26 protein-coding genes and 5 tRNA genes are annotated in these 25,957 nt (G+C 66.8%); 23 read left to right on the top strand and 8 right to left on the bottom strand.

Going from position 1 to position 25,957, the window contains the following annotated elements; translation table 11 throughout:
• Positions 1-13: 13 nt before the first annotated feature.
• The 3 genes from AC3A5T_RS13065 to AC3A5T_RS13055 form a co-directional block, all read right to left on the bottom strand.
• Positions 14-499: a hypothetical protein gene (locus tag AC3A5T_RS13065; RefSeq protein ID WP_487628934.1), complete on the bottom strand. Its 486-nt coding sequence runs from the start codon at positions 497-499 to the stop codon at positions 14-16.
• A 75-nt stretch (positions 500-574) separates the two neighbouring features.
• Positions 575-1,264 carry a phosphate regulon transcriptional regulator PhoB gene (phoB, locus tag AC3A5T_RS13060; protein WP_232138165.1) on the bottom strand — a complete coding sequence of 230 codons (690 nt, stop codon included), beginning with the start codon at positions 1,262-1,264 and terminating at the stop codon, positions 575-577.
• A 230-nt stretch (positions 1,265-1,494) separates the two neighbouring features.
• The gene (locus tag AC3A5T_RS13055) at positions 1,495-3,168 is read right to left on the bottom strand and encodes a M48 family metalloprotease (protein WP_487628933.1); all 1,674 of its coding nucleotides are present in this window, start codon (positions 3,166-3,168) and stop codon (positions 1,495-1,497) included.
• Positions 3,169-3,381: 213 nt separating this feature from the next.
• Here AC3A5T_RS13055 and grxC point away from each other — a divergent pair, with 213 nt between their 5' ends.
• From grxC to AC3A5T_RS13035, 4 genes are all read left to right on the top strand, one after another.
• Positions 3,382-3,630, top strand: a complete 249-nt coding sequence (gene grxC / locus AC3A5T_RS13050) for a glutaredoxin 3 (RefSeq protein WP_487628981.1) — start codon at positions 3,382-3,384, stop codon at positions 3,628-3,630.
• Positions 3,627-4,019 (top strand): carboxymuconolactone decarboxylase family protein, encoded by a 393-nt coding sequence (locus AC3A5T_RS13045; RefSeq protein WP_487628932.1) that lies wholly within the window; start codon positions 3,627-3,629, stop codon positions 4,017-4,019. Before grxC ends, AC3A5T_RS13045 begins: the two co-directional genes overlap by 4 nt.
• A gap of 165 nt (positions 4,020-4,184) precedes the next feature.
• On the top strand, positions 4,185-5,192 hold the full coding sequence (locus AC3A5T_RS13040; protein ID WP_332077636.1) for an isocitrate dehydrogenase: 1,008 nt from the start codon (positions 4,185-4,187) through the stop codon (positions 5,190-5,192).
• 167 nt (positions 5,193-5,359) lie between these two features.
• Complete coding sequence (locus AC3A5T_RS13035; protein ID WP_487628931.1) at positions 5,360-6,691, top strand: Na+/H+ antiporter NhaC family protein; 1,332 nt, start codon at positions 5,360-5,362, stop codon at positions 6,689-6,691.
• Between the two features lie 72 nt (positions 6,692-6,763).
• On the opposite strand, the gene AC3A5T_RS13030 is transcribed toward AC3A5T_RS13035, so the two are convergent.
• Positions 6,764-7,525 carry a Bax inhibitor-1/YccA family protein gene (locus AC3A5T_RS13030; protein ID WP_332077634.1) on the bottom strand — a complete coding sequence of 254 codons (762 nt, stop codon included), beginning with the start codon at positions 7,523-7,525 and terminating at the stop codon, positions 6,764-6,766.
• A 157-nt stretch (positions 7,526-7,682) separates the two neighbouring features.
• Here AC3A5T_RS13030 and AC3A5T_RS13025 point away from each other — a divergent pair.
• The 9 genes from AC3A5T_RS13025 to lon all read left to right on the top strand — a co-directional run bounded on the left by AC3A5T_RS13025 (position 7,683) and on the right by lon (position 14,894).
• Positions 7,683-7,759 (top strand) — tRNA-Pro (locus AC3A5T_RS13025).
• 35 nt (positions 7,760-7,794) lie between these two features.
• Positions 7,795-7,871 (top strand) — tRNA-Arg (locus AC3A5T_RS13020).
• Between the two features lie 32 nt (positions 7,872-7,903).
• Positions 7,904-7,980: transfer RNA gene (locus tag AC3A5T_RS13015), tRNA-His, on the top strand.
• 74 nt (positions 7,981-8,054) lie between these two features.
• Positions 8,055-8,130, top strand: a tRNA-Lys gene (locus AC3A5T_RS13010).
• 316 nt (positions 8,131-8,446) lie between these two features.
• A tRNA-Leu gene (locus tag AC3A5T_RS13005) sits at positions 8,447-8,531 on the top strand.
• A gap of 295 nt (positions 8,532-8,826) precedes the next feature.
• Positions 8,827-10,134, top strand: a complete 1,308-nt coding sequence (gene tig, locus AC3A5T_RS13000; RefSeq protein ID WP_487628930.1) for a trigger factor — start codon at positions 8,827-8,829, stop codon at positions 10,132-10,134.
• Between the two features lie 59 nt (positions 10,135-10,193).
• Positions 10,194-10,820: an ATP-dependent Clp endopeptidase proteolytic subunit ClpP gene (clpP, locus tag AC3A5T_RS12995; RefSeq protein ID WP_487628929.1), complete on the top strand. Its 627-nt coding sequence runs from the start codon at positions 10,194-10,196 to the stop codon at positions 10,818-10,820.
• A gap of 112 nt (positions 10,821-10,932) precedes the next feature.
• Positions 10,933-12,219, top strand: coding sequence for an ATP-dependent Clp protease ATP-binding subunit ClpX (gene clpX / locus AC3A5T_RS12990; RefSeq protein WP_232150575.1), 1,287 nt, complete (start codon positions 10,933-10,935; stop codon positions 12,217-12,219).
• A 221-nt stretch (positions 12,220-12,440) separates the two neighbouring features.
• Entirely contained in the window at positions 12,441-14,894 is a 2,454-nt protein-coding gene (lon, locus tag AC3A5T_RS12985; RefSeq protein WP_332077558.1) for an endopeptidase La, read from the top strand.
• Positions 14,895-15,019: 125 nt separating this feature from the next.
• Here lon and AC3A5T_RS12980 read toward each other — a convergent pair whose 3' ends face one another.
• Both AC3A5T_RS12980 and AC3A5T_RS12975 read right to left on the bottom strand, forming a co-directional pair.
• Positions 15,020-15,376 carry a hypothetical protein gene (locus tag AC3A5T_RS12980; protein WP_487628928.1) on the bottom strand — a complete coding sequence of 119 codons (357 nt, stop codon included), beginning with the start codon at positions 15,374-15,376 and terminating at the stop codon, positions 15,020-15,022.
• Positions 15,377-15,387: 11 nt separating this feature from the next.
• On the bottom strand, positions 15,388-15,960 hold the full coding sequence (locus AC3A5T_RS12975) for a Smr/MutS family protein (RefSeq protein ID WP_487628927.1): 573 nt from the start codon (positions 15,958-15,960) through the stop codon (positions 15,388-15,390).
• A 123-nt stretch (positions 15,961-16,083) separates the two neighbouring features.
• Between AC3A5T_RS12975 and surE the strand changes: the two genes are divergently transcribed.
• From surE to AC3A5T_RS12955, 4 genes are read left to right on the top strand one after another with little or no spacing between them, the layout of a single operon-like run.
• Positions 16,084-16,866 carry a 5'/3'-nucleotidase SurE gene (gene surE, locus AC3A5T_RS12970; protein WP_487628926.1) on the top strand — a complete coding sequence of 261 codons (783 nt, stop codon included), beginning with the start codon at positions 16,084-16,086 and terminating at the stop codon, positions 16,864-16,866.
• Positions 16,863-17,558, top strand: a complete 696-nt coding sequence (locus tag AC3A5T_RS12965; protein ID WP_487628925.1) for a protein-L-isoaspartate(D-aspartate) O-methyltransferase — start codon at positions 16,863-16,865, stop codon at positions 17,556-17,558. Before surE ends, AC3A5T_RS12965 begins: the two co-directional genes overlap by 4 nt.
• Positions 17,558-18,142 (top strand): YqaA family protein, encoded by a 585-nt coding sequence (locus AC3A5T_RS12960; protein ID WP_487628924.1) that lies wholly within the window; start codon positions 17,558-17,560, stop codon positions 18,140-18,142. Before AC3A5T_RS12965 ends, AC3A5T_RS12960 begins: the two co-directional genes overlap by 1 nt.
• Entirely contained in the window at positions 18,139-18,882 is a 744-nt protein-coding gene (locus AC3A5T_RS12955) for a peptidoglycan DD-metalloendopeptidase family protein (RefSeq protein ID WP_487628923.1), read from the top strand. The genes AC3A5T_RS12960 and AC3A5T_RS12955 overlap by 4 nt, the downstream gene beginning before the upstream one ends.
• A gap of 277 nt (positions 18,883-19,159) precedes the next feature.
• Here AC3A5T_RS12955 and AC3A5T_RS12950 read toward each other — a convergent pair whose 3' ends face one another.
• Complete coding sequence (locus AC3A5T_RS12950; protein WP_487628922.1) at positions 19,160-19,555, bottom strand: Mth938-like domain-containing protein; 396 nt, start codon at positions 19,553-19,555, stop codon at positions 19,160-19,162.
• 18 nt (positions 19,556-19,573) lie between these two features.
• Positions 19,574-19,879 carry a ribosome assembly RNA-binding protein YhbY gene (gene yhbY / locus AC3A5T_RS12945; protein WP_332077728.1) on the bottom strand — a complete coding sequence of 102 codons (306 nt, stop codon included), beginning with the start codon at positions 19,877-19,879 and terminating at the stop codon, positions 19,574-19,576.
• 81 nt (positions 19,880-19,960) lie between these two features.
• Between yhbY and rlmE the strand changes: the two genes are divergently transcribed.
• The 6 genes from rlmE (at position 19,961) to putP (ending at position 25,910) form a co-directional block, all read left to right on the top strand.
• Entirely contained in the window at positions 19,961-20,593 is a 633-nt protein-coding gene (gene rlmE, locus AC3A5T_RS12940) for a 23S rRNA (uridine(2552)-2'-O)-methyltransferase RlmE (RefSeq protein ID WP_332077550.1), read from the top strand.
• Between the two features lie 51 nt (positions 20,594-20,644).
• Positions 20,645-22,570 carry an ATP-dependent zinc metalloprotease FtsH gene (gene ftsH, locus AC3A5T_RS12935; protein WP_332077549.1) on the top strand — a complete coding sequence of 642 codons (1,926 nt, stop codon included), beginning with the start codon at positions 20,645-20,647 and terminating at the stop codon, positions 22,568-22,570.
• 154 nt (positions 22,571-22,724) lie between these two features.
• A complete protein-coding gene (locus AC3A5T_RS12930; RefSeq protein ID WP_487628921.1) occupies positions 22,725-22,937 on the top strand; it encodes a DUF4287 domain-containing protein in 213 nt (70 codons plus the stop codon).
• 75 nt (positions 22,938-23,012) lie between these two features.
• Positions 23,013-23,213, top strand: coding sequence for a glycine zipper domain-containing protein (locus AC3A5T_RS12925; protein WP_487628920.1), 201 nt, complete (start codon positions 23,013-23,015; stop codon positions 23,211-23,213).
• Positions 23,213-24,112, top strand: a complete 900-nt coding sequence (folP, locus tag AC3A5T_RS12920) for a dihydropteroate synthase (RefSeq protein ID WP_487628919.1) — start codon at positions 23,213-23,215, stop codon at positions 24,110-24,112. Before AC3A5T_RS12925 ends, folP begins: the two co-directional genes overlap by 1 nt.
• 286 nt (positions 24,113-24,398) lie before the next feature.
• On the top strand, positions 24,399-25,910 hold the full coding sequence (gene putP, locus AC3A5T_RS12915; protein ID WP_487628918.1) for a sodium/proline symporter PutP: 1,512 nt from the start codon (positions 24,399-24,401) through the stop codon (positions 25,908-25,910).
• Positions 25,911-25,957: the final 47 nt, after the last annotated feature.

The raw sequence follows: 25,957 nt of genomic DNA, 5'->3' as shown, positions 1-25,957 counted from the left end.
TTGTTGCAGTCACCTAAAACAGATCGCCCGTACAAATCGCCAACCCGGAGGGCGCCGCCCATGGATGGGCGGCGTTTTCCGACCGAGGCAGGATGCCGAGTCGGAAAATCCCGGTGCACGACAAGCCGCGGGCTTCGGACCTGTCGGGGAGACGTTTTTCTTTGGTTCCGTTTCTTTTGGGGTCCACCAAAAGAAATGAACTCGGCCGCGCCAGCGGACGAAAGCGTTTGATCTGGTGTTTGCTTGTGCCTCCGGCGAGAGGAGCAAAGTCAAACGCTTCCACTCGCCTTGCGGCGAGCGGGTTCATTTCTTCTGCTGGCCCCACGCACGCAGTGCGAACGGCGCAGCCGGCCCCGAAGGGGCGAGTATCGAAGATGCGAGTCAAAGAAACGGAACCAAAGAAAAAGGCCAGCCCCGACGGAGCGAACCCGGCCAGTCGTTCGTTCCGGCATTTTCCGACTCGCCATCCTGGCTCGGTCGGAAAACGGCGGGCATCCATGCCCGCCGCCCTCCGGGTGTTCGATGCGCAGTGCGGCGTCGCGAAGATCAAAAGCAGGGCGCGGCGCGCGTCGCGTCAGACCGACGCCGAGAACCGGTACCCCGACCCCCGCACCGTCTGCACCATGCCATCGAGCGCACTCGGCTCCAGCGTCTTGCGCAGGCGGCGGATATGCACGTCGACCGTGCGCTCCTCGACGTAGACGCTGCCGCCCCAGACGTGGTCGAGCAGCTGCGAGCGGCTGTAGACGCGTTCTGGGTGGGTCATGAAGAAGTGCAGCAGGCGGTATTCGGTCGGGCCGATCGTCACCGGCGCGTCGCTGGCGAAGACCCGGTGCGCGGCGCCGTCGATGCGCAGGGCGCCGACCGTGACGCTGCCGTCCTCGTCATCGTCGCGGGCGCGGCGCATGACCGCGCGGATGCGGGCCAGCAGCTCGCGCGCCGAAAACGGCTTGACCACGTAGTCGTCGACGCCGGCTTCGAGGCCGCCGACACGGTCGTTCTCCTCGCCGCGGGCGGTGAGCATGATGATCGGGATGTCGCGGGTCAGGGCGTCCTTGCGCCAGCGGCGCGCCAGTTCCAGACCGCTGGTCCCGGGCAGCATCCAGTCGAGCAGGATCAGGTCCGGCACGCGGTCGACGATCGCCGACTGTGCCTCACGCGCGTCGCCGGCGTGCATCGGCTCGAACTCGCCCTTGCGCAAGGCAAAGGCGACCATGTCGCGGATCGCCGGTTCGTCATCGACGATGAGGATGCGTTTCTGCATGGATCGGTCCATAGCGCCGGTGGGATGGCGCCATTACACGACAGTTTTGTGACGGTTTGGCGACAGACGCGGCCCGGTGTCATGCGGCGCGGTCAGGCGATGTCGCAGGAGGCCGACACCTCTCCCTCCGGGAGAAAGCCTGCCCGGACCTGATCCGGGGGTCGCCGCGCATCGCGCATGGGTAGGGCAGGACAAGAATCAGTCGATCCCGCCGATCAACAACCCTCGACTCAGCGCCGCCGCAGATCCTCGTCCCGGATGCCCTGGCGCCGCAGCTCCAGCACCGTCGGGGTGATCGACGCGATCCGCGCATCGATGCGGGTGCGGGCGTAATAGTCCAGATCCTCGCGCTTCTTCAGCGTATTGAGCTGGATCAGCGCCTGCTCCGGGCGGCCGCCGAGCACCGCGGCTTCGGCCCAAGCCTCGCCGGCGCGGACCGGATCGCCGGCGGTCTCGCTGGCCCGGGCGAAGGCGCGCTGGAAGGCCGGGTCGCCACCGGAGGAATTCAGCAGCGGTCGCAGGATCGCCTGCGCGCGCAGCCCGGCTTCGGGCGTATTCCGCTCGGCCAATGCAGCCGCATAGGTCAGCACCACCGCCGGATGGCGCGGCATGCGGTCGATCAGGGTCTCGAAGCGCTGGTCGGCGGCCGCGATCCGGCCGGCGCGCGCGTCGGTCTCGGCCACACCCAGCGTCAGCCAGACATCGCCCGGATACTCGGCCAGCAGTTCGCCGAACGCCTTGCCTGCGGCATCGAGTTCGTTGAGCCGCTGCCGAGCGACGGCCAGGCCATAACGCTGTGCATCGGTCAGCGTGCCGTTGCGGCGCATGGCCTCGTACTCGCGCACCGCCTGCGCGGGCGTGTTGGCGCTGAGCACCCGCAGGCGTTCGCGCGCCCAGCCGAACGCCGTGCCGTCGACGCCCGACAGCGCATTCGCCGGCAGACGCAGATCCACCGGCAACATCGGATTGCCGAACCCGCGCGCAGGCGCCTTGGCGCCGGGGCTCACCGGCACGCGTTCGGTACGCGTGCCCTCGGGTGTCGAGGTCGTGACCTGCACGGTGTCGCGGTCCATGCGCTCGGCGCGGTCGCGCGCCTCGCTGATGCGCGTGGTGGTGACGGGGTGCGTGCGGAGGTAATCGGGCACACGTTCGCGATCGCCGCCCTGGTTGGTGCGCGAGACCGCCTGCATGCGCTCGAACATCGAAGCCATGCTTTCGGGGTCATAACCGGCGCGCGACAGCGTGCGGATGCCGAGCCGGTCGGCTTCGGATTCGTTGGAACGCGTGTAATCGATCTGACGCTGGATCGCGAGACCCTGCGCACCTGCAATGACCGCCATCGCCGCGTCGTCGGACGAATTGCTGCCGCTCTGCGAGGCGACCGCGATCGCGCCGAGCATCGCCAGCAGCATCGGCACCTGGTCGCGTTGCGCGCGCTCGACGCCGCGCAGGACGTGCGACTGGGTGACGTGCGCGACTTCGTGCGCGAGCACCGCGGCGACTTCGTCCTCGGTCTCGGCCGCCAGCACCAGGCCGGCGTTCATCCCGATGTAGCCGCCGAGGGTCGCGAATGCGTTGATGCTGCGGTCGCGCATCATGAAGAACGTGAAGGGCTGCTGCGGCTGGTCGCTCGACGAGGCGAGGCGGTTGCCGGTGGTGCGCAGCCAGCCATCGACCAGCGGATCCTCGAGTACGTAGTTGTAGTGGCGCAGCTGTGCCAGCAGCATCTGGCCGTATTCGGACTGCTTCGCCGGACTGAGCACGGTGCCGGCGGACGAACCGATGTCCGGCAGGCGCGTGTCCTGCGCCGGCGCGCGCACCGCGGCCGTCGCCAGCACCAGCGCCGCGATCGGCGGCAGCAGGGCGAAGCGGGCAGGGCGGTGGGGCGTCTGGGTTCGGCGCATCGGCTCGTTCGGTTCAGGCGGCGAAGGTGCAGCATGCCGGTGGCATGCGCGGAGGGCATGAATGCCATGTTAAGGCGACGGTACGTGGCGCCGCATGGAAAACACGGCGCCGCACCCCCATCTGACCGACAATCGCCCGACAAGTTTCCGGAGACTGCCGTGACCCTCGATTCCCCCACTACCGCATCGTCCGGCGCCGCGCCGGAGATCGTGATGTACACCAGTGCGATCTGCGGCTTCTGCGTCGCCGCCAAGACCTTTCTCAAGAGTCAGGGGCTGGACTGGCGCGAGGTGCGCATCGATCTGGACGTCGCCGAACGCGAACGCATGGTCACGCGCGCGCGTCGTACCAGCGTGCCGCAGATCTTCGTCGGCGACACCCATGTGGGTGGCTACGACGACATGATGGCGCTGCACCGCAAGGGCGGCTTCCTGCCGCTGATCCAGGGCGCGGGCGCATGAGCGGCGACAACGAGACCGACCGCGTCGCCGAGTTCAGCGCGTTCCGCAAGCGCATGAACGAGCGCATCCTGGCCGAGCCCAACCAGGTCGTGCGCCGCTTCTTCGCGCTCGACACGCAGACCTATCAGGCCGGCGCGCTCGATCTCAAGACCAAGGAACTGCTCGGCCTGGTCGCGTCGATGGTGCTGCGCTGCGACGACTGCATCAGCTATCACGTGGCGCAGTGCAAGGAGGCAGGCGCGACACGCGAAGAACTGTTCGAAACCTTCTCGGTGGGCCTCGTCGTCGGCGGCAGCATCGTGATCCCGCACCTGCGCCGCGCGGTCGATTTCCTCGATCGTTTGGAGCAGGGCGACGCCGGGACGCCGCCTAGCCACGCACACGATTGAGTGCGTCTGCGAGGCGCGCTGAATGCGTCGCTCGCGATGCCGCGATCGCGCTCCGGTGTGCCTGCGTTTGGGTCGGGGCAGGCGCCTCGGGCATAATGGGCGGGTCTTCCCCTCACCCGACGCCGCGCATTGCGCGTCGTCCCTGCGCACGGAATCCCACCCCACATGACGCACACGATTACGGTCATCCGCGGCGACGGCATCGGCCCGGAGATCATGGACGCGACGCTGCACGTGCTCGACGCGATGCAGCTCGGCCTCACCTATGAAGACGCGGACGCGGGCCTGATGGCGCTCGAGAAGCACGGCGAACTGCTGCCGGCCGCGACGCTCGAATCGATCCGCCGCAACAAGATCGCGCTCAAGAGCCCGCTGACCACGCCGGTCGGTGGCGGTTTCAGCTCGATCAACGTGGAACTGCGTCGCCAGTTCGATCTCTACGCCAACGTGCGTCCGGCGACCTCGTTCCCGAACACGCGCTCGCGTTTCGCCGATGGCGTGAACCTCATCACGATCCGCGAGAACACCGAAGGCTCGTACATCAGCGAAGGCCAGGAAACCTCGGCCGACGGCGAGACCGCGGTCTCGATCACGCGCATCACCCGCAAGGGTTCGGACCGCATCGTGCGCTACGCGTTCGAGCTGGCGCGCAAGACCGGTCGCAAGAAGGTCACGATCGTCCACAAGGCCAACATCCTCAAGAGCACCTCGGGCCTGTTCCTAAAGGTCGCGCGCGAAGTGGCGGCCGAATATCCGGACATCGAAGCCAACGAGATGATCGTCGACAACACCTGCATGCAGCTGGTGATGCGTCCCGAGCAGTTCGACATCATCGTGACGACGAACCTGTTCGGCGACATCATTTCCGACCTGTGCGCCGGCCTCGTCGGCGGTCTGGGCCTGGCCCCGGGCGCGAACATCGGCACCGACGCGGCGATCTTCGAAGCCGTGCACGGCTCGGCGCCGGACATCGCCGGCAAGGGCGTCGCCAACCCCTGCGCGCTGCTGCTCGCCGCGGCGCAGATGCTCGACCATCTGGCGCTGCCCGAGCAGGCCGAGCGCCTGCGCAAGGCGATCGTCGCCACGCTCGATGCCAAGGACGGCGTGACGCCGGACCTCGGCGGCACCGGCAACACGATGGCGTTCGCCAAGGCGATCGCGGCGCGCCTGTAAGGGCCGCTTGCCGCTCCCGCGCGCCGTGCAGCGGCGACGCGGCGATGGAAGAACGGGACGCTTCGGCGTCCCGTTTTTGTTGCAGGCCATCCTGCCGGTCGTCATGACGGGCCGACGCGTCCTGCGCACAATGCGCACACGCATCGCCCTTTCCGGAATTCCTCCGCATGACCGTCCGCCCCAGCGCACTCGCGCTGACGCCGCTGCTGCTGTTCCTCGCGCTCTTCTTCGGCGCCGGGCTGTACTTCACCGCGCAGGGCGAGGCGATGGGGTTCTACCAGCTGCGTGCGCCGGTCGCGATCCTGCCCGCGCTGGCGCTCGCCGCCTGGATCGCGCATCGCCGCGGCCTGCAGGCCGGCGACATCCTGCTGCGCGGCATGGGCGATCCCAACATCGTGCTGATGTGCCTGATCTTCCTGCTGGCGGGCGCGTTCGCCTACGTGTCGAGCGCGATCGGCGCGGTGGATGCGGTGGTGTCGATCGGGCTGTCGGCGATTCCCGCACCGCTGATCCTGCCGGGCCTGTTCGTGTTGTCGGCGCTGATCTCGCTGGCGATCGGCACGTCGATGGGCACGATCGCCGCCGTCGTGCCGATCGCACTCGGCGTCGCCGAAGCCTCCGGGCTGGATCGTGCGCTGGTGGTCGGCGCGGTGATCGGCGGCGCGATGTTCGGCGACAACCTGTCGATGATCTCCGACACCACGATCGCCGCGACCCGCACCCAGGGCGCGCAGATGCGCGACAAGTTCCGCGAGAACTTCAAGATCGCGACGCCGGCCGCGCTGGCCACCGTCGTGCTGCTCGGCGTGCTGGGCGGCGCCTCGCCGATTGAATCCGAGAGCAGCGCGTCCGCGTGGCTGATGCTGCCCTACGTGATCGTGCTGGCGCTCGCGCTGGCGGGCGTGGACGTGCTGATCGTGCTGGGCCTGGGCATCGTGCTGGCCGGCGGCTTCGGCCTGGTGTTCGCCGACGACTACGGCGTCGTGCCGTTCGTGGGCGACATCTGGACCGGCTTCGAAGGCATGGTCGAGATCCTGCTGCTGTCGCTGCTGATCGGCGGCCTGGGGGCGTTGACCAAGGCCAGCGGCGGTCTCGACTGGCTCGCGCAGCTGATCGCGAAATTCGCACGCGGGCGCCGCACCAGGCGCTCGGGCGAGTTCAGTATCGCCGCGTTGTCGACCGCGGCCGATGTGTTCACCGCCAATAACACCGTCGCGATTCTGGTCAGCGGCAGCGTCGCGCGCGACATCGCCGAAAAGCACGGCATCAGCCCCAGGCGCGCGGCCAGCGTGCTCGACATCTTCGCCTGCGTCGCGCAGGGCGTGCTGCCCTACGGCGCGCAGATCCTGCTGGCTGCCTCGCTTGCGTCGGTCTCGCCGCTCGCGCTCGCCGGCAGCGTGCACTACTGCTGGCTGCTCGCCGTGGTGACCATCGGTTTCATGCTCTGGCCCGGCCGCAGCGACGCCAGCGCCGTCGAGGCGCCGACGACGCGGAGCTGATCGTCGCGCGCAGACATCGCCACAAAAAAGGCGCCCGATCCGGGCGCCTTCTTCGTGGCGGAGCGGGGTGGCTCAGCGCTGCTGCAGCTTCGACAGCAGACGCAGGAACTCGATGTACAGCCACACCAGCGTGACCATCAGGCCGAACGCGCCGTACCACTCCATGTACTTCGGTGCGCCCTGTTCGACGCCGGTTTCGATGAAGTCGAAGTCCAGCACCAGATTCAGCGCGGCAATCACGATGACGAACAGGCTGAAGCCGATACCGACCAGGCCCGATTCGTGGATCAGCGGAATCGAGACGCCGAAGAAGCCGAGCACGATCGTCGCCAGATACACCAGCGCGATGCCGCCGGTCGCGGCAACGACACCGAGCTTGAAGTTCTCGGTCGCCTTGATCAGGCCGGTGCGGTAAGCGGCCAGCAGCGCGAACAGCGTGCCGAAGGTCAGCATCACCGCCTGCAGCACGATGCCTTCATACATGAAGTTGTACATCGCCGAGATCGCGCCGAGGAAGAAGCCCTCCACCAGCGCATAGGCCGGCGCGGTGACCGGCGCCCATTCCTTCTTGAACACGGTGACCATTGCGAGGATGAAGCCGCCGATCAGGCCGCCCCACATGTAGATGCCGAAGCCGGGCTGCGGACGGCCGTCGGCGCCGAACTCGACCTGCGACCACGCGAACGCGGCGGTGAGGATCGTCAACAGCAGCAGAAAGCCGGTCTTGTTGACGGTGCCGTTGAGCGTCATCGCCTCGCCGTCGCGTGACACGACGCTGCCGCTGGCGAGATCGAGGAAGGTGGATTCCTTCAGTGCCGGATTGCCGCTGCGCATGAGTTTCGCCCCTGTCTGTCCATGGATTCGGATCGGAAGGGAGGATACACGTGCATCCGTATGCTGCACTGCATTGACAGCACGCGCGGCGGTCGTACAATTGCGCCCTTCGTACGGCCCTGGCCGTGTCGGGGTCAGGTTCGACCGCTTGTTCCGGCGGGGTATAGCGCAGTCTGGTAGCGCGCCTGCTTTGGGAGCAGGATGTCGGGGGTTCGAATCCCTCTACCCCGACCATCGGGTACCAGCCGCGTTTATCATTCGACGCACTGGCGCCCGTAGCTCAACCGGATAGAGCACCGACCTTCTAAGTCGGGGGTTACAGGTTCGATTCCTGTCGGGCGCGCCACGACCCAGGGTACGAGACACGTTTTTGCTGTGGTGGATGTAGCTCAGTTGGTTAGAGCACCGGATTGTGATTCCGGGGGTCGCGGGTTCAAATCCCGTCTTCCACCCCATTGCTTCATCGGGTGACACACGAAAGGTGTTGCCCAAGCGCGCAAAGTTTTTTACAATGCGCGCCCGCTTCATCGGGCCGTTAGCTCAGTTGGTAGAGCAGTTGACTCTTAATCAATAGGTCCAAGGTTCGAATCCTTGACGGCCCACCAGTTCCACGAAAAACGCCCGGCATTGCCGGGCGTTTTTCGTTTTAAGCTTCGAGGCGGATTCGAACCCGTGGTTCGCCTGCTGTGCAGGCCCGACCATGCGCAGGGCACATGGGTGCGCAGTTGCCCCCGCTCACCCTGGACGGCCTACCAGTTCCACCAGAACGCTAGGCATTGCCGGGCGTTTTCCGTTTCAGGCGTTCGAGGCGGAACGGGGCCTGCGGTTCTCAGGCTGCCCATGCGCTCCGCCGGTCTGGACGCTGCCAAAACATCCGGGCGATGGACTAACATGCCGCGGCTCGCCAGCGGCGGGCACGAAGCGAAAGTGGCGGAATTGGTAGACGCCCTGGTTTTAGGTACCAGTGCCGCAAGGCGTGGGGGTTCGAGTCCCCCCTTTCGCACCATCTCGGCCCCGGTGGATTCAGGCGGGCGACCTGGCAGGCGGCGTGTGGCGCCGCGCGTTCCGCGAGTTGCAGGGGAGTAGGCGCGTACCTGCGGGCCATCCGGTCGACGCCGGGCTCTAAGGCATCGCATGCGGCGTCGGGCCCTGGCGCCCGCACCGGTGGCGGCCACGCCCCGAATCCGCCAAACTAGTCCGTTCCGTCGCCCGCCTCACTGGAATGGGCGGCCGGCAGAGTTCAGAACCAATTCCCAACAGTCAGATGTCATGCGGCCCCGTCCGCAAGCGCAGGAGTGGATATGCAAGTTTCGGTCGAATCGCTGGGTAGCCTGGAACGCAAGATGACGTTCCGCGTGCCGTCCGAACGCCTGGATACCCAGGTCGGTGGCCGTCTGCGCGAGATCGCGCGGACCACCCGTCTCAAGGGTTTCCGTCCGGGCAAGGTGCCGGCCAAGGTCGTCGAGCAGCGCTTCGGCGAGCAGGTGCGCGCCGAGGAGCTCGACCGTCTGCTGCGCGAAGGCTTCGATCAGGCCGTGCGCGAGAACTCGCTGCAGATCGCCGGTGCTCCGCGCATCGCGCCTGAAGGCGAGGCGGGCGAGGGCGAACTGGCCTTCGTCGCGACCTTCGAGATCGTGCCGGACTTCGGCGACATCGAGCTCGAGAAGCTGGAAGTCGTGCGCCACACCGCCGAAGTGGCGGAAGACGACATCGACCGCATGATCGAGAACCTGCGCCTGCAGCGCCGCAGCTGGAGCGCGGTCACGCGTGGCGCGCAGAAGGGCGACGCGGTCGACGTAGAGACCTGGTCGCAGATCGGCGGCGAGCGTCTGCCGGCCGACGGTGCCGAGCGTGGCGTCACCGTGCTCGGTTCGGGTGCGATGTACCCGGAAATCGAAGACGCGCTGGTCGGTCTGGCCAAGGGCGACGAGAAGGCGATCGAGGTCAGCTTCCCGGCCGACTGGCGCGTGCCGCAGCTGGCCGGCAAGCAGGCCACCGTGCACGTCAAGGTCGAGCAGGTCTCCGAGCAGCAGCTGCCGGAAGTCGACCAGGTCTTCATCCGCAGCTTCGGCGTCAAGAGCGGCGAGATGGCGCAGTTCCGCACCGAGATCCGCAGCAACCTGGAGCGCGAGCTCAAGGGCGCGCTGATGAACCGTCTGCGTCGCGAAGTCGGCGAGCAGCTGGTCGCGGCCTTCGCGCACGTCGAACTGCCGCCGAAGCTGGTCGAGTCCGAAGCCAAGTCGCTGCTGCGTCAGACCGTCGAGCAGGCCCGTCGCAACGGCCAGAATCCGAACGTCGCCGACGATGCGCACACCGAGTTCCTCGAGCCGGCGCGCAAGCGCGTGCTCGTCGGCCTGCTGGTCGGCGAGGTCGCCCGTCGCAACCAGCTCAAGCTCGACCCCAAGCGCGTGAACGAGACGATGCGCCTGATCGCCTCGACCTACGAAGAACCGCAGCAGGTCATTGAGATGTACCGCAATGACCCCCAGCTGATGTCGGGTCTGCAGAACCGTGTGATGGAAGAGCAGGTGATCGACTGGATCGCCGAGCGCGCCAAGCACACGGAGCAGGCGCTGAGCTTCCAGGACGCGATCGGCCCACAGGGCTGAACCTCGCGCACCCCGTCCGGTCCATGTGGGCCGGACGCTCCTCCGACGGGAATTGATTGATGAGCATCGAGACGAAAGCCCTCAACCTGGTGCCGATGGTGGTCGAACAGACCAGCCGCGGCGAGCGCGCGTACGACATCTATTCGCGCCTGTTGAAGGAGCGCGTGATCTTCCTCGTCGGCGGCATCGACGACCACATGGCGAACGTGATCGTCGCCCAGTTGCTGTTCCTCGAGGCGGAGAACCCCGAGAAGGACATCAACCTGTACATCAACTCGCCCGGCGGCATCGTCACCGCGGGCATGGCGATCTACGACACCATGCAGTTCATCAAGCCCGACGTCAGCACGATCTGCATCGGTCAGGCGGCCAGCATGGGCGCGCTGCTGCTGTCAGCGGGCGCTGCGGGCAAGCGGTATGCGCTGCCGAATTCGCGCGTGATGATCCACCAGCCGCTGGGCGGCTTCCAGGGCCAGGCGACGGATATCGACATCCACGCCAAGGAAATCCTGTCGATGAAGCAGCGTCTGAACGAGATCATGGCCCATCACACCGGCCAGCCGCTTGAGACGATGGCCCGCGACACCGAGCGCGACAACTTCAAGAGCGCGCAGGCTGCGCGTGAGTACGGCCTGGTCGACCAGGTGCTCGAGCGTCGTCCCGACGACTCGATCACTGCCGCCTGACGCTGCTAAACGCTTGATTCATCATGCATCTGCGTGACGGCGCCCTCCCGGTGGAGGCGCCGGACGCTGTGCTATTCTCGAAACGAAACCGCAATACAGATTTGGCCAAGGCATGAGCGAAGACCGTCAGGGTCGTTCCGGCGACAGCAACAAAATCCTCTACTGCTCTTTCTGTGGAAAGAGCCAGCATGAGGTGCGCAAGCTGATTGCGGGTCCCAGCGTGTTCATCTGCGATGAATGTGTCGAGCTGTGCAACGACATCATCCGCGAGGAGCTCGAAGAGAAGGCGCAGTCGGCACGTAGCTCGCTGCCCAAGCCGCGCGAGATCCTCGAAGTGCTCGACCAGTACGTCATCGGCCAGCGACGGGCCAAGAAGACACTGGCGGTGGCGGTGTACAACCACTACAAGCGCATCGAAAGCCGCAGCAAGAACGACGAAGTCGAGCTCGCGAAGTCCAACATCCTGCTGATCGGTCCGACCGGTTCGGGCAAGACGCTGCTGGCCGAAACGCTGGCGCGCCTGCTTAACGTGCCGTTCACGATGGCCGACGCCACGACGCTGACCGAAGCCGGTTACGTCGGCGAGGACGTCGAGAACATCATCCAGAAGCTGCTGCAGAAGTGCGATTACGACGCCGAGAAGGCGCAGCAGGGCATCGTCTACATCGACGAGATCGACAAGATTTCGCGCAAGAGCGAGAACCCGTCGATCACGCGTGACGTGTCGGGCGAAGGCGTGCAGCAGGCGCTGCTCAAGCTGATCGAAGGTACGGTCGCCAGCGTGCCGCCGCAGGGCGGTCGCAAGCACCCGCAGCAGGAGTTCCTGCAGGTCGATACCAAGAACATCCTGTTCATCGTCGGCGGCGCATTCGCGGGCCTCGACAAGGTGATCCAGGCGCGCAGCACCGACGCCAGCGGCATCGGCTTCGGCGCCAAGCTCAAGAGCTCCGAGCGCAAGGCGGAAGTCGGCAAGGTGCTGGCGGACGTGGAGCCGGAAGATCTGATCAAGTTCGGCCTGATTCCCGAGTTCGTCGGCCGTCTGCCGGTCGTGGCGACGCTCGAGGAACTGGACGAGGCCGCGCTGATCCAGATCCTGACCGAGCCCAAGAACGCGATCAGCAAGCAGTTCAAGAAGCTGTTCGAGATGGAAGGCGTGGAACTGGAGTTCCGTCAGGACGCGCTCTCGGCGATCGCCAAGAAGGCGATCAAGCGCAAGACCGGTGCCCGTGGTCTGCGGACGATCGTCGAATCGGTGCTGCTCGACACGATGTACGACCTGCCGTCGCTGGAGAACGTCAGCAAGGTGGTCGTCGACGAGTCGGTCATCGAGCACAAGTCCGAGCCGTACCTGATCTACGAGACCCCTGCCACCGAGCAGAAGGTCGCCTCCGGCGACTGAGTCGACCGCCGGAACGAAACGTTCCGGCGACGCACCCGGGCCGCGTTTTCCGACGCAGACCGCTTCACGACGCGCCGCGTGCCTCCGGGTCCGCGGCGCTTTCGTATGTGGCGATTCAAGCGCGCTTGCATCCCGGACGGGCGCGCCCCATAAACGGGGGCAGGGCGACCGCACGGCCGCCAGGGCTGTCCCGCCGGACGGCGCCACACCGAGGAACGACGATGCCCCCACGCAGTACTCCCGAAACCCACGAACTGCCGGTCCTGCCGCTGCGCGACGTCGTGGTGTTCCCGCACATGGTCATCCCGCTGTTCGTCGGCCGCGACAAGTCGATCCGTGCGCTCGATCTGGCGATGGAGGCCGACAAGCGCATCCTGCTGGTGGCGCAGAAGTCCGCCGAAACCGACGATCCGGGTGCCGCCGATCTCTACGAGGTCGGCACGCTGGCGACGGTGCTGCAGCTGCTCAAGCTGCCCGACGGCACGATCAAGGTGCTGGTCGAAGGTACCGAGCGCGTCAGGCTGCGCGACATCCGCGAGAACGAAGGCGCGCTGGCCGGCAGTGGCGTGGCGATCCCGCCGCTCGAATCGCGCGAGCCGCGCGAAGTCGAGGCGATCGCGCGTTCGCTGATGAGCCTGTTCGAGCAGTACGTCAAGACGAACCGCAAGCTGCCGCCGGAACTGCTGCAGACGCTGGCCGGCATCGACGATTCCGCGCGCTTGGCCGACACCATCGCCGCGCATCTAGGCGTGCGCCTGGCCGACAAGCAACGCCTGCTCGAAGCGACCGACACCGCCGACCGCCTGGAACTGCTGGTCGGCTTCGTCGACGGCGAGATCGACGTGCAGCAGATGGAGAAGCGCATCCGCGGCCGCGTGAAGTCGCAGATGGAGAAGTCGCAGCGCGAGTACTACCTCAACGAACAGATGAAGGCGATCCAGAAGGAGCTGGGCGAGATCGACGACGCGCCGAGCGACATCGACGAGATCGCGCGCAAGATCGCCGAAGCCGGCATGCCGAAGGCGGTCGAGGCGAAGGCGAAGGCCGAGTTCAACAAGCTCAAGCAGATGCCGCCGATGTCGGCCGAAGCATCGGTCGTGCGCAACTATCTCGACTGGCTGCTCGGCGTGCCATGGAAGAAGCGCAGCAAGGTGCGCAAGGACCTCAAGTCCGCGCAGGACGTGCTCGACGCCGATCACTATGGCCTGGAAAAGGTCAAGGAACGCATCCTCGAGTACCTCGCGGTGCAGACGCGCGTGAAGCAGATGAAGGGCGCGATCCTGTGCCTCGTCGGTCCGCCCGGCGTGGGCAAGACCTCGCTCGGCCAGTCGATCGCGAAGGCGACGAACCGCAAGTTCACCCGCATGGCACTGGGCGGCGTGCGCGACGAGGCCGAAATCCGCGGTCACCGCCGCACCTACGTCGGTTCGATGCCCGGCCGCATCGTGCAGAGCATGAACAAGGTCGGGACCAAGAATCCGCTGTTCCTGCTCGACGAGATCGACAAGATGTCGAACGATTTCCGCGGCGATCCGGCGTCGGCACTGCTGGAGGTGCTCGATCCCGAGCAGAACCACACGTTCAACGACCACTATCTCGAGGTCGATCTCGATCTGTCGGAAGTGATGTTCGTCGCGACCTCGAACTCGCTCAACATCCCCGGCCCGCTGCTCGACCGCATGGAAGTGATCCGGATTCCGGGTTACACCGAGGACGAGAAGCTCAACATCGCCACGCGTTATCTGCTGCCCAAGCAGCTGAAGGCGAACGGGCTCAAGGCCGAGGAGCTGACGGTGTCCGAGGGCGCGGTGCGCGACATCGTGCGCTACTACACCCGCGAATCGGGCGTGCGCAATCTCGAGCGCGAGATCGCCAAGATCTGCCGCAAGGTGGTCAAGGAAATCGCGCTCGCCGGTCCGGTCGCCACAGGCAAGGGCAAGGCCAAGGGCATCAAGACGATCAAGGTCACCGAGAAGAATCTCGACAAGTATCTGGGCGTGCAGCGTTTCGATTTCGGACGCGCCGAGCAGGACAACGAGATCGGTCTGGTCACCGGACTGGCGTGGACGGAAGTCGGCGGCGATCTGCTGCAGATCGAAGCGACGCAGGTGCCGGGCAAGGGCCAGCTCATCCTCACCGGCCAGCTGGGCGACGTGATGAAGGAGTCGGCGTCTGCGGCGATGTCGGTCGTGCGTTCGCGCGCCGAGCGTCTGGGCGTCGAGCTCGAAGTGCTGCAGAAGCACGACATCCATGTGCACGTGCCCGATGGCGCGACGCCGAAGGATGGTCCGAGCGCGGGTATCGCGATGGCGACGACGCTGGTGTCGCTGCTGACGAAGATCCCGGTCCGCGCGGACGTGGCGATGACCGGCGAGATCACGCTGCGTGGTCGCGTCACGGCGATCGGTGGACTCAAGGAGAAGCTGCTGGCCGCGCTGCGCGGTGGCATCAAGACCGTGATCATCCCCGAGGAGAACCGCAAGGATCTGGCCGACATCCCGAAGAACGTCACCGACGGCATGAAGATCATGCCGGTGAAGTACATCGACGAGGTGCTGGATCTGGCGTTGGAGCGTCCGCTGCCGCCGCCGCCCGGCCAGAAGGTCGAGCGCAAGACCGCCCGCAAGGTCGTGCCGCGCGCGGAAGGCACCAAGCGGACGCGCGTGAAGCACTGAGTCGCGCGTCCTGTTGAAACCGGACGGCCGTCGCTGCGCATGCAGCGGCGGCCGTTCCTCGTTTCCGGGCTGGGCGGTGCGCATGTCTGCGCAGCGCGCAGGTCATCGACGCGAGGCGCCTGGCATCACGCGGCAGGCGAAATCGTCAGGCGTTCCATCACGATGCTCGCGACGACATGGACGCCGAGCAGCGCCACGATGCAGGCAGGCATCGCGATCAAGGTAAAGCCGATGCGTCGCGCACGCGGACGCATGCGCGCAGCGCGATCGGCGCGATGCCACCGCCAGACGCCGAGCATCGACAGCGCGCACGCAGGCAGCAGCGATCCGAACGTCGCGACCATCCAGAGCAGGCCCAGCGATGGCGCACCGGGCGAAAACTGCAGCCACATCCACGCTTGGGCGAGGACGGGGATCAGCCAGGCGAGGACGCCCAGCGCGATCGCGGTGACTTTCAGCCGGGACGTGTCGCGCGGGATCACGCGTGGCGCGCTCAGCGCTGCCGGGGACGCAGCAGCACCAGCACGGCGCCGGCGCCGCCCTGGCCGCCGGGCGCGCTGTGGAACGCAAGCACGTCGGCGCGCTGCCGCAAAAGTCGATCGACGAGGTTCTTGAGGATCGGCGCATCGGGGGACGAGTTCAGGCCCTTGCCGTGGATCACGCGCACGCACCCCACGCCGGCATCGATCGCATCGCGCAGGAACAGGCGCAGCAATGCGCTTGCCTGGTGCGCATCGCTGTGGTGCAGGTCGAGTTCTTCCTGCGCAGCGTATTCGCCGCGTCCGAGTCGCTTCAGCACGCGCGGCGAAATCTCGTCGCGGCGGTATTGCATCGTGTCGCCGCCGCCCAGCAGCGGGCCGTCCAGCAATTGCCTGAACTCGCTGCGTGCTTCCGCGTCGTCGCGTTCGGCCATGCGCGTCGACGGGCGCGGTTTCGGCGCCTGCGGCGGCAATGGCGCGGCAGGCAGTTCGCGGACCGGGCCGATTGCACTGCGGAAGAGCGCGGCATCGTCGTCGTCATCGGACGGCGCTGCAGGCGGATCGGGGCGGTGGCGTCCTCGTTGCATGCCGCTAGCGTAGCGGCGTGCGTGTCCGCGTGCAGTCTTCCGCGGCATCCGAACTGGGGTGGGGGGGATGCATCCGGTATCATGGCCGCCTTGTCCGACGGCTCGGGGCCTCTAGAACGATCCATGCGCGTACTGGTCAGCAACGACGACGGCGTCGACGCCCCCGGCATCCGGATTCTCGCCCAGGGTCTGCGTGATGCCGGCCACGAGGTGCTCGTCGTCGCACCCGATCGCGATCGTTCCGGCGCGAGCAACTCGCTCACGCTCGACATGCCGCTGCGCACCGTGCAGGTCGATGCCTGCACCTGGCGCGTGCACGGCACGCCGACCGATTGCGTGCATGTCGCGATCACCGGTCTGTTGGAACTCGAACCCGACATCGTGGTCTCGGGCATCAACAACACCGCGAATCTCGGCGACGACGTGATCTATTCCGGCACGGTCGCCGCCGCAATGGAAGGCCGCTTTCTCGGTCTGCCCGCGGTCGCGATGTCGCTGGTCACGCGCAACCACGACGGCAAGCATTACGAGACCGCCGCGCGCGCCGCCGTCGAGATCGTCGCGCGTCTGAAGGCCGATCCGCTGCCCGCCGACACGATCCTCAACGTCAACGTGCCGGACGTGCCGTGGGACGACCTCGCCGGTTTCGAGGTCACCCGCCTGGGTAATCGCCACCGCGCCGAGCCGTGCACGTCGATCGACGATCCGCGTGGCCGCACCTGGTGGTGGATCGGCGCGGCCGGTCCCGAGCAGGACGCCGGTCCCGGCACCGATTTCCACGCCGTGCGCACGCAGCGCATCGCGATCACGCCGATCCATGTCGACCTCACGCGCTACCAGGCGCTCGAGCACGTCGCCAGTTGGGTCGGCGGGCTCCAAGCGGACCTCAAGGCGACCCAGGCGTGACGGCGCGGATGCGCCTGCAGCCCGAAGCGGTCGGCGTCGGGATGACCTCGCAACGCGTGCGCGACCGCCTGATCGAACGTCTGCGCGATGGCGCGCATCCCGGTGGCGGCATTTCCGACGAGCGCGTGCTTAACGCGATCCGCACCGTGCCGCGACACCTGTTCGTCGACGAGGCGCTGGCCACGCGCGCCTACGAGGACACCGCGCTGCCGATCGGCCATGGGCAGACGATTTCGCAGCCCTGGGTGGTCGCGCGCATGACCGAAGCGCTGCTCGCGAACGGCATGCCGGGCAGGGTGCTCGAAGTCGGCACCGGCTCCGGTTACCAAGCGACGATCCTCGCCGCGCTCGGCATCGAGGTGCACACCGTCGAGCGCATCGGCGAACTGCTGCGCATCGCGCGCAAGCGTTTCCGTTCGCTCGGCCTCAACGTCCGCAGCAAGCACGACGACGGCCGCATCGGCTGGCCGGAGAACGGTCCGTTCGACGGCATCATCGTCACCGCGGCCGGCCCTGCGCTGGTCGAAGCCCTGACCCAGCAGCTCGCCCCCGGCGGCACGCTGGTCGCACCGGTCGGCGCACCGGGTTCGCAACGTCTGCTGGTCCTGCGCAAGCACGCCGACGGCCGGATCGAGCAGCAGGATGTCGCCGCCGTCGCGTTCGTACCGTTGTTGTCTGGATACGTGGACTGATGCAGCTGTTTGCAAGGATGTACGAGACCACGCTCGCGTGGGCCCGCCACCGTCACGCACCGCGTTACCTCACCCTAATGAGCGCCGCCGAATCGGTCGTCTTCCCGATTCCGCCGGACGTCATGCTCGCGCCGATGTCGCTGGCCAAGCCGAAGTCGTGGTGGCGCTATGCGCTGCTGTGCACGCTGGGCTCGGTCGCCGGCGGGCTGCTGGGCTACGTCATCGGTCATTTCGCGCTGGACCTGGTGTGGCCGTGGATCGTGCGCATGGGCTGGCAGCCGGCGTTCGAGAACATCCAGGCGCTGTTCGTCGAACACGGGCTGCTGTTCGTGTTCATCGCGGCATTCACCCCGATTCCGTACAAGGTGTTCACGATCGCGTCGGGTTCGCTCGGTGTCGGCCTGCTACCGTTCCTCGTCGGCTCGCTGCTCGGACGCGGCGCACGGTTCTTCCTCGTCGCCGGCCTGATGGCGTGGGGCGGCCCGAAGTTCGAGCCGATGCTCAAGCGCTACATCGAATGGCTCGGCTGGTTGATGGTGGGTCTGGTGATCGTTGGACTGGTCTGGCTGGAGATGCGTGGATGAGGAAGCTGTCGGTGTTGCTCGCAGTGGGACTGTTGTCGGCCTGCGGCACCAGCACGGTGGTTCGCGAGGGCGGCAGCAGCGCGCCGACCTCGACGCCCCGGCCCGGCCAATCGGTCACCGTGCAACGTGGCGACACCCTCTACCGGCTCGCGACCAGCAACGGCATCAGCGCACTCGATCTGGCGACGTGGAACAACATCCGTGCGCCGTATACGATCTATCCCGGCCAGCGCCTACGCCTGTATCCCGGCAGCGGCAGTGCGCCGCCGGCACGCCCCGCGAGTTCGGGCAGCGCGACCGCGCAGCGTCCGGCCGTCCGACCCACGCAGAGCACACCCCAGGCGCCTGTCGCCGCGCCGGTGCGCAGCCCGTTCCGCTGGCAATGGCCGACCGACGGCCAGATCGTCGGCCGCTACGTCGGCAACGATCCAACGAAGCAGGGCGTCGACATCGCCGGCACTTCCGGCCAGGCGGTCAATGCGGCCGCCGACGGCGTGGTGGTGTATTCGGGCGCAGGCCTGGTCGGCTACGGTGAACTGATCATCGTCAAGCACGACGAACAGTGGCTCACCGCCTACGGCCACAACCGCAGCCGCAAGGTCAACGAAGGCGAGCGCGTCCGCGCCGGCCAGCAGATCGCCGAACTCGGTCGCACGGGCGCCGCCCGCGACATGCTGCATTTCGAGATCCGCTACAACGGCAAGCCGGTCGATCCGCTGACGTATCTGCCGGCGCGTTGATCTATCGCGTGAGCTGACGGTCAGACCGCAGAGGTCTTCGACCCGTCGCCCCAGCGGAGGCTGAGGCCCATTCTGGTTCTCGCCGGCCTGCGGAGTCGCGGACATCAGAATGGGTGAAAAGCCGTACGGCTGTTGAAAAGTTCTTTCAGCATCGCTTGGACGATGGCGGATGCTCAGCTCGGCTGTTTCAGCGCCCCGCGATCAGAACTGCGTGCGGAAGAGCGGGGGCGATCGTCGCCCAGTCATCGCAGAACGCAGGCCGTGCGCCAGAAGACGCTTACGCGTCTGCGGATGCCGCAGCGCCGGCCAGCACGAACGCCGCCACCACCCGACGCCCCTCACCGGCCAGCACATTGAAGGTGCGCGCCGCTGCGGCATTGGTCATGGCTTCCAGGCCGATGCCGCGTGACAGGCACGCGGCCATCGTCGCCGGTGGCGGGAAGCCCTGGGTCTCACCGGTGCCGAGCAGGACGACTTCCGGCTCCAGTGCCAGCACCGGGGCGAGGGCATCGACGTCGAGCGTGCGGACGTCGGTCACTGGCCAGTCCTCGACGAGGCTGCGCGGGGCGACGATGAAGCTGCGGGTCAGGCGACGGTCGTTGACCAGCGCCAGGCGCCCGTCGGCGCCGCGCAGGACGTAATCGAAATCGGGCGATTCGAGATTGAGCTGCATGCCGCGCCGATCGTGCGGTCAGGACCGCGGCAGGACGATCTGGCGGCGGTCCTTGCTCTGGCGGTACAGGATGGCCACGTGTCCGATGCGCTGCACCAGGGCCGAGTCAGTGCGTCCGGCGATGTCGGCGATCATCGCGTCGCGTTCGTCACGATCGGACGCGCCGACCTTGACCTTGATCAGTTCGTGATGCTCGAGCGCCGCATCGATTTCGGCGATCAGGGCATCGGTGATGCCTTTGCCGCCTACCTGCAACATGGCCTTGATGCCATGGGCCTGGCCGCGCAGAAAACGGGTCTGGGCAGCGGTCAGGGCATTACTCATGGATGAACCGATCGGGGAAATGAAAGCGACCGGCAGGATATCATGGCCACCGGACGCACCTGTCCCGCACTCGAGCCGTTGATGGCCTCCCGCAGCAAAAGCAGCCAGCGCTGGCTGAAAGAACATTTCTCCGATCCCTTCGTGAAGAAGGCCCAGAAGGACGGCCTGCGTTCGCGCGCCGCCTACAAGCTCGAGGAACTGGTCGAACGCGACCGTCTGCTCAAGCCGGGCATGGTCGTGGTCGATCTGGGCGCCGCGCCCGGTGGCTGGTCGCAGTGGGTGCGCCAGGCGCTGGGCGACTCCGGACGGGTGATCGCGCTCGACATCCTCGACATGCCGACGCTGGCCGGCGTGGAGTTCCTTCACGGGGACTTTCGCGAGGATGCGGTCCTCTCGTCGCTCGAATCCACGCTGGGCGGACAACAGGTGGACCTTGTGTTGTCCGACATGGCCCCCAACAAGAGTGGAATCGATGCCGTCGACCAGCCCCGCGCCATGCATCTGGCGGAACTGGCGATGGATTTCGCGGACAACCACCTGCGCACCGGCGGCACGTTCCTGATCAAGTTGTTCCAGGGCACCGAGTTCGACGATTACGTCCGCAATCTGCGGCGGCGCTACACAAAGCTGTCGATCCGCAAGCCGGCTGCATCGCGGCAACGTTCGCCGGAAGTCTATGCGCTGGCGCAGGGCAAGCTGGCGACGATGAAGTAGCATGACCCCGATTCAAACGCTCCACCGCACTCTTCACGAGAACCCCGAAACATGAACGATCTGGTCAAGAATCTGCTGCTCTGGGTGGTCGTCGCCGTCGTGCTGATGGTGATCTTCCAGAGCTTCAGCCCCAGAACCGGCGCAGGCGGGCAGGACGTCCAGTACTCGCAGTTCATGGAGCAGGTCCGTCGCGACCAGATCGGCTCGGTGAAGATCGCCGAGGACGAGCGCACCATCACGTTCCAGAGCAAGGGCGGCCAGAGCGGCACGGTCATCGCCCCGCGCCGCGACGATCGCATGATCGACGACCTGATGAACCACAACGTCGCGATCGAGCAGGCACCGCCGTCGAGCGGCATCTCGCTGGGTTACATCTTGATCCAGCTGCTGCCGGTGGCGCTGATCATCGGCTTCTGGTTCTTCATGATGCGGCAGATGCAGCAGGGCGGCGGCAAGGGCGCGATGTCCTTCGGCAAGTCCCGCGCGAAGCTGCTCAACGAAGAGCAGACCAAGGTCACCTTCGCCGACGTCGCCGGTTGCGACGAGGCCAAGGAAGAAGTGTCGGAGCTGGTCGAGTTCCTGCGCGATCCCTCGCGCTTCCAGAAGCTCGGCGGCAAGATTCCGCGCGGCGTACTGATGGTCGGCCCCCCCGGTACCGGCAAGACGCTGCTCGCCAAGGCGATCGCCGGCGAGGCCAAGGTGCCGTTCTTCTCGATCTCCGGTTCGGACTTCGTCGAGATGTTCGTCGGCGTCGGCGCGAGCCGCGTGCGCGACATGTTCGAGCAGGCCAAGAAGCAGGCGCCGTGCATCATCTTCATCGACGAAATCGATGCGGTCGGCCGTCATCGCGGCGCCGGTCTCGGCGGCGGGCATGACGAGCGCGAGCAGACGCTCAACCAGCTGCTGGTCGAGATGGACGGCTTCGAGGGTGGTGAGGGTGTGATCGTCGTCGCCGCGACCAACCGTCCCGACGTGCTCGATCCGGCCCTGCTGCGCCCGGGTCGTTTCGACCGCCAAGTCGTCGTGGGCCTGCCGGACGTCAAGGGCCGCGAGCAGATCCTGAAAGTGCACATGCGCAAGGTGCCGCTGGACGAGGACGTGCAGCCGCTCGTCGTCGCCCGTGGTACGCCCGGCTTCTCGGGTGCGGACCTGGCGAATCTCGTCAACGAGGCGGCGCTGTTCGCCGCGCGCGAGAACGGCAAGGAGGTCCGCATGGACCACTTCGACCGTGCCCGCGACAAGATCCTGATGGGCGCCGAGCGCCGTTCGATGGCGATGAGCGAGGACGAGAAGACGCTGACCGCCTATCACGAGGCCGGCCACGCGATCGTCGGCCGCCTCGTGCCCGAGCACGATCCGGTCTACAAGGTCACGATCATTCCGCGCGGTCGCGCCCTCGGCGTCACGATGTATCTGCCCGAAGGCGACCGGTACTCGATGAACCGCGTGGCGATCGAGTCGCAGCTGTGCTCGCTGTACGGCGGGCGCGTGGCCGAAGAACTGATCTTCGGCGGGGACAAGGTCACCACCGGCGCGTCGAACGACATCGAGCGTGCGACCAAGATGGCCCGCAACATGGTCACGAAGTGGGGCCTGTCCGACGAGCTCGGCCCGATCGCCTATGGCGAAGAGGACGACGAAGTGTTCCTGGGCCGTTCGGTCACGCAGCACAAGTCGGTCTCCGACGACACCGCGCGGCGCATCGACGAGGTCGTGCGCACGATCCTCGACAAGGCCTACGAGCGCACGACCGAGCTGCTGACGGCGAACATCGACAAGCTGCATGCGATGTCGAAGCTGCTGCTCGAGTACGAAACCATCGACGTGCCACAGATCGACGCCATCATGGAAGGCCGCGATCCGCCGCCGCCGATGGGCTGGGGCAAGGCGAACGCGAACAAGAACGACGACAGCGGCGACAAGGGCGGCAACCGCCCGCTGCAGCCGCCGATCGGGGGTCCGGCCGAACAGGCCTGATCGAGTCGCACACGTTTCCAGAAGGCCGGGCGCAAGCCCGGCCTTCTGCGTTTCCGGCGGCGCCACTTCGCCGTAGGATGGATCGCGTGCCGCGATACCCCGCGCCATCGACCGGGTTCGCAACGCGCGCACGCACCCATTCGAGGACTGCGCCATGACAGACGCCACAGTGAAAGGTCCCGCGTCCTACTTCCCGTCGATCGAGAAGACATACGGCAAGCCGGTGGCGCACTGGCTCGCACTGCTCGACGGCGTGGCGGATCGCAAGCACATGGAACAGGTTGCGTTTCTCAAGACCACCTATGGCATCGGGCACGGCCACGCGAATGCGCTCGTGGCGTTCCATCGCGCACGCGCGCAGGGCTGATGGCCCCGTCACGCTTGCGATGCCGGTGACGAATCGCCAGAGTCTGCGCTGACGTATCGCCACCTGGAGCCGACGATGTCCGAACCGAAATCGACAACCCGCTATCCCCTGTTGCCCGTCGGAATCGGCGCCGGTGTGGCAATCGGCGTCGCGATCGGCTCGGCATTCGACAATCTCGGTCTGGGTATCGCGGTCGGGATCGCGCTGGGCGTGGCGTTCGGCATGAGCCGCCGCGTGGTGACGATCGAAGACAACGTCCGCAAGGACGAACGCTGATGTTCGACACCGCGCCGCAGCTCGACTGCAACGGCCGCGTGCTGCGGCTCGACCGTCCGCGCGTGATGGGTATCGTCAACGTGACGCCGGATTCGTTCTCCGACGGCGGCGCGCACGACACCACCGACGCGGCGATCGCACACGGTCTGCGGCTGGCGGAGGCGGGCGCCGACGTGCTCGACATCGGCGGCGAATCCACGCGTCCCGGCGCGGACGCGGTGCCGGTCGAAGAGGAACTGCGACGCGTGATCCCGGTGATCGAAGGGCTGATCGCGCGCACGACGCTGCCGATCAGCATCGACACGTCCAAACCGGAGGTCATGCGCGCCGCGGTCGCGGCGGGCGCGGGCCTGATTAACGACGTCTACGGATTGCGCCGTGAGGGCGCGCTCGACGCGGCGGCCTCGCTCGGCGTGCCGATCGTGTTGATGCACATGCTCGGCGAACCGCACGGCATGCAGGATGCGCCCGATTACGACGACGTCGTGGGCGAGGTGCATCGTTTCCTCGCCGAGCGCATTTTCTCCGCCGAGATGGCCGGCATCGCGCGCAAGCATATCGTCGTCGATCCGGGCTTCGGGTTCGGCAAGACCACCGTGCACAACATGACGCTGCTGGCGCAGCTCGCGCGTTTCGTCGAACTCGGCGTGCCGGTGCTCGCCGGTCTGTCGCGCAAACGCAGCATCGGCGAGCTGACCGGCCGCGACGTACCGGCCGATCGCGTGGCCGGTTCCGTGGCCGCGCATCTCATCGCGGCGCAGAACGGCGCCCGCATCCTGCGCGTGCACGATGTCGCCGAAACGGTCGATGCGCTGAAGATATGGAGCGCGGTGGACGCGGTGCCGACACCACGCGCGGCCACGCCGAAGCCGACGATCAGCTGGCCCGACGACGCCTGAGCGGATCTGCGGCGCGCGGGATCGACGCCGCCCACCTGCATCTCGTGACCCGCTGATCCGACGGCATGTCCGTCGGGGCTTCGGGTCCACGTGCCACCCGATGCACTGCGCGTACCCGCGCTTTCCATCGGCGCGGGCACGCGATTCCAGCGGTGTTGTCGACGTGCCGGAGCGGGCGACACCGGTGCACGCGGCAGCCGCGACTGCCGGTCTGCGTTAGGCTGTCGCACCGCCGCGGCCGTCTTTCGCGGCGTTTTTCCGTATCGCGCCAGACCCAGGAGGCCCCGTGCTCAGATCCAATACGCCGACCATCGTGATGTTCCTCGTCTATCTGGCGGTGATGGTCGTGATCGGATTCGTGGCCTGGCGCCGGACCAAGAGTTTCGACGACTACATCATCGGCGGGCGCAGCCTCGGCCCCGGCGTGACCGCGCTCTCGGCCGGTGCGTCGGACATGAGCGGCTGGCTGATGATGGGTCTGCCGGGCGCGATCTTTCTAAGCGGCGTGTCGGAAGCGTGGATCGCCGTCGGCCTGTTGCTGGGCGCGTATCTCAACTGGCGTTTCGTCGCCGGTCCCTTGCGCGTCTACACCGAGCGCACCGGCAACGCGCTGACGTTGCCCGACTTCCTCACCAACCGCTTCGACGACCGCAGCCGCATCCTGCGCGTGTTCACGGCGGTGGTGATCCTGGTGTTCTTCGCGATCTACTGCGCGTCGGGTGTCGTGGCCGGCGCGCGTCTGTTCGAGAGCGTCTTCGGCCTGACCTACGGCCAGGCGATCTGGCTCGGCGCGTCGGTCACGGTGCTCTACACGCTGGTCGGCGGGTTCCTCGCGGTGAGTTGGACCGATGTGGCGCAGGGCATGATGATGCTGTTCGCGCTGTTGCTCGCGCCGATTCTGGTCTTCATGCATACCGGCGGATTCGATGCCAGCATCGATCTGATCCGCGCCAACGATCCGCTGCAGCTCGACTGGTTCCGCGGCGGCAATCTGGGCTTCATCGGCATCGTCTCGCTGCTCGCCTGGGCGCTGGGCTATTTCGGCCAGCCGCACATCCTCGTGCGCTTCATGGCGGCGCAGAGCGTGCACACGATTCCCACCGCGCGCCGCATCGGCATGAGCTGGATGCTGCTGTGCATGGTCGGCGCGATGTCGGTCGGCTTCTTCGGCATCGCCTATTTCGAGACCAACGCGTCGCTGGCCGCGCCGGTCCTCGAGAATCCCGAACGCGTGTTCATCACCCTGGTCGAACTGCTGTTCAACCCGTGGGTGGCCGGCATCATCCTCGCCGCAATCCTCGCCGCGGTAATGAGCACGCTGTCGAGCCAGCTGCTGGTGTGCTCCAGCGTGCTGTCCGAAGACCTGTATCGCGGCTTCTTCCGCAAGCAGGCCTCGCAGGGTGAACTGGTGTGGGTGGGGCGCGCGAGCGTGCTGGCGGTGTCGGTCCTCGCGATCTGGATGGCGCGCGATCCCGACAGCCGCGTGCTCGGCCTGGTGTCGTATGCGTGGGCCGGGTTCGGTTCGGCCTTCGGCCCCGTATTGCTGCTGGCGCTGTTCTGGAAGCGCATGACCCGCAACGGCGCGATCGCCGGCATGGTGACCGGCGCGCTGATGGTGATCTTCTGGAAGGAGATCATGGTCAACCGCATGGGCTCGGCGCTGTACGAGATGATTCCCGGCTTCCTGTCGGCGACCGCGGCGATCATTGGCGTCAGCCTGCTGGGCCGTGCGCCGTCGGCGGACGTGCAGGCCACGCACGCGCAGGTGCGGCTGTCGCTGAAGGAAACGGGATACTGATTCCGTGTCCGGACCATTACCCAGGCTGACGGTCCGGACCGGGACAC

This window comes from Luteimonas sp. Soil_C_16 (assembly GCF_057657295.1).
This window is presented reverse-complemented; position numbering and strand designations above follow the sequence as displayed.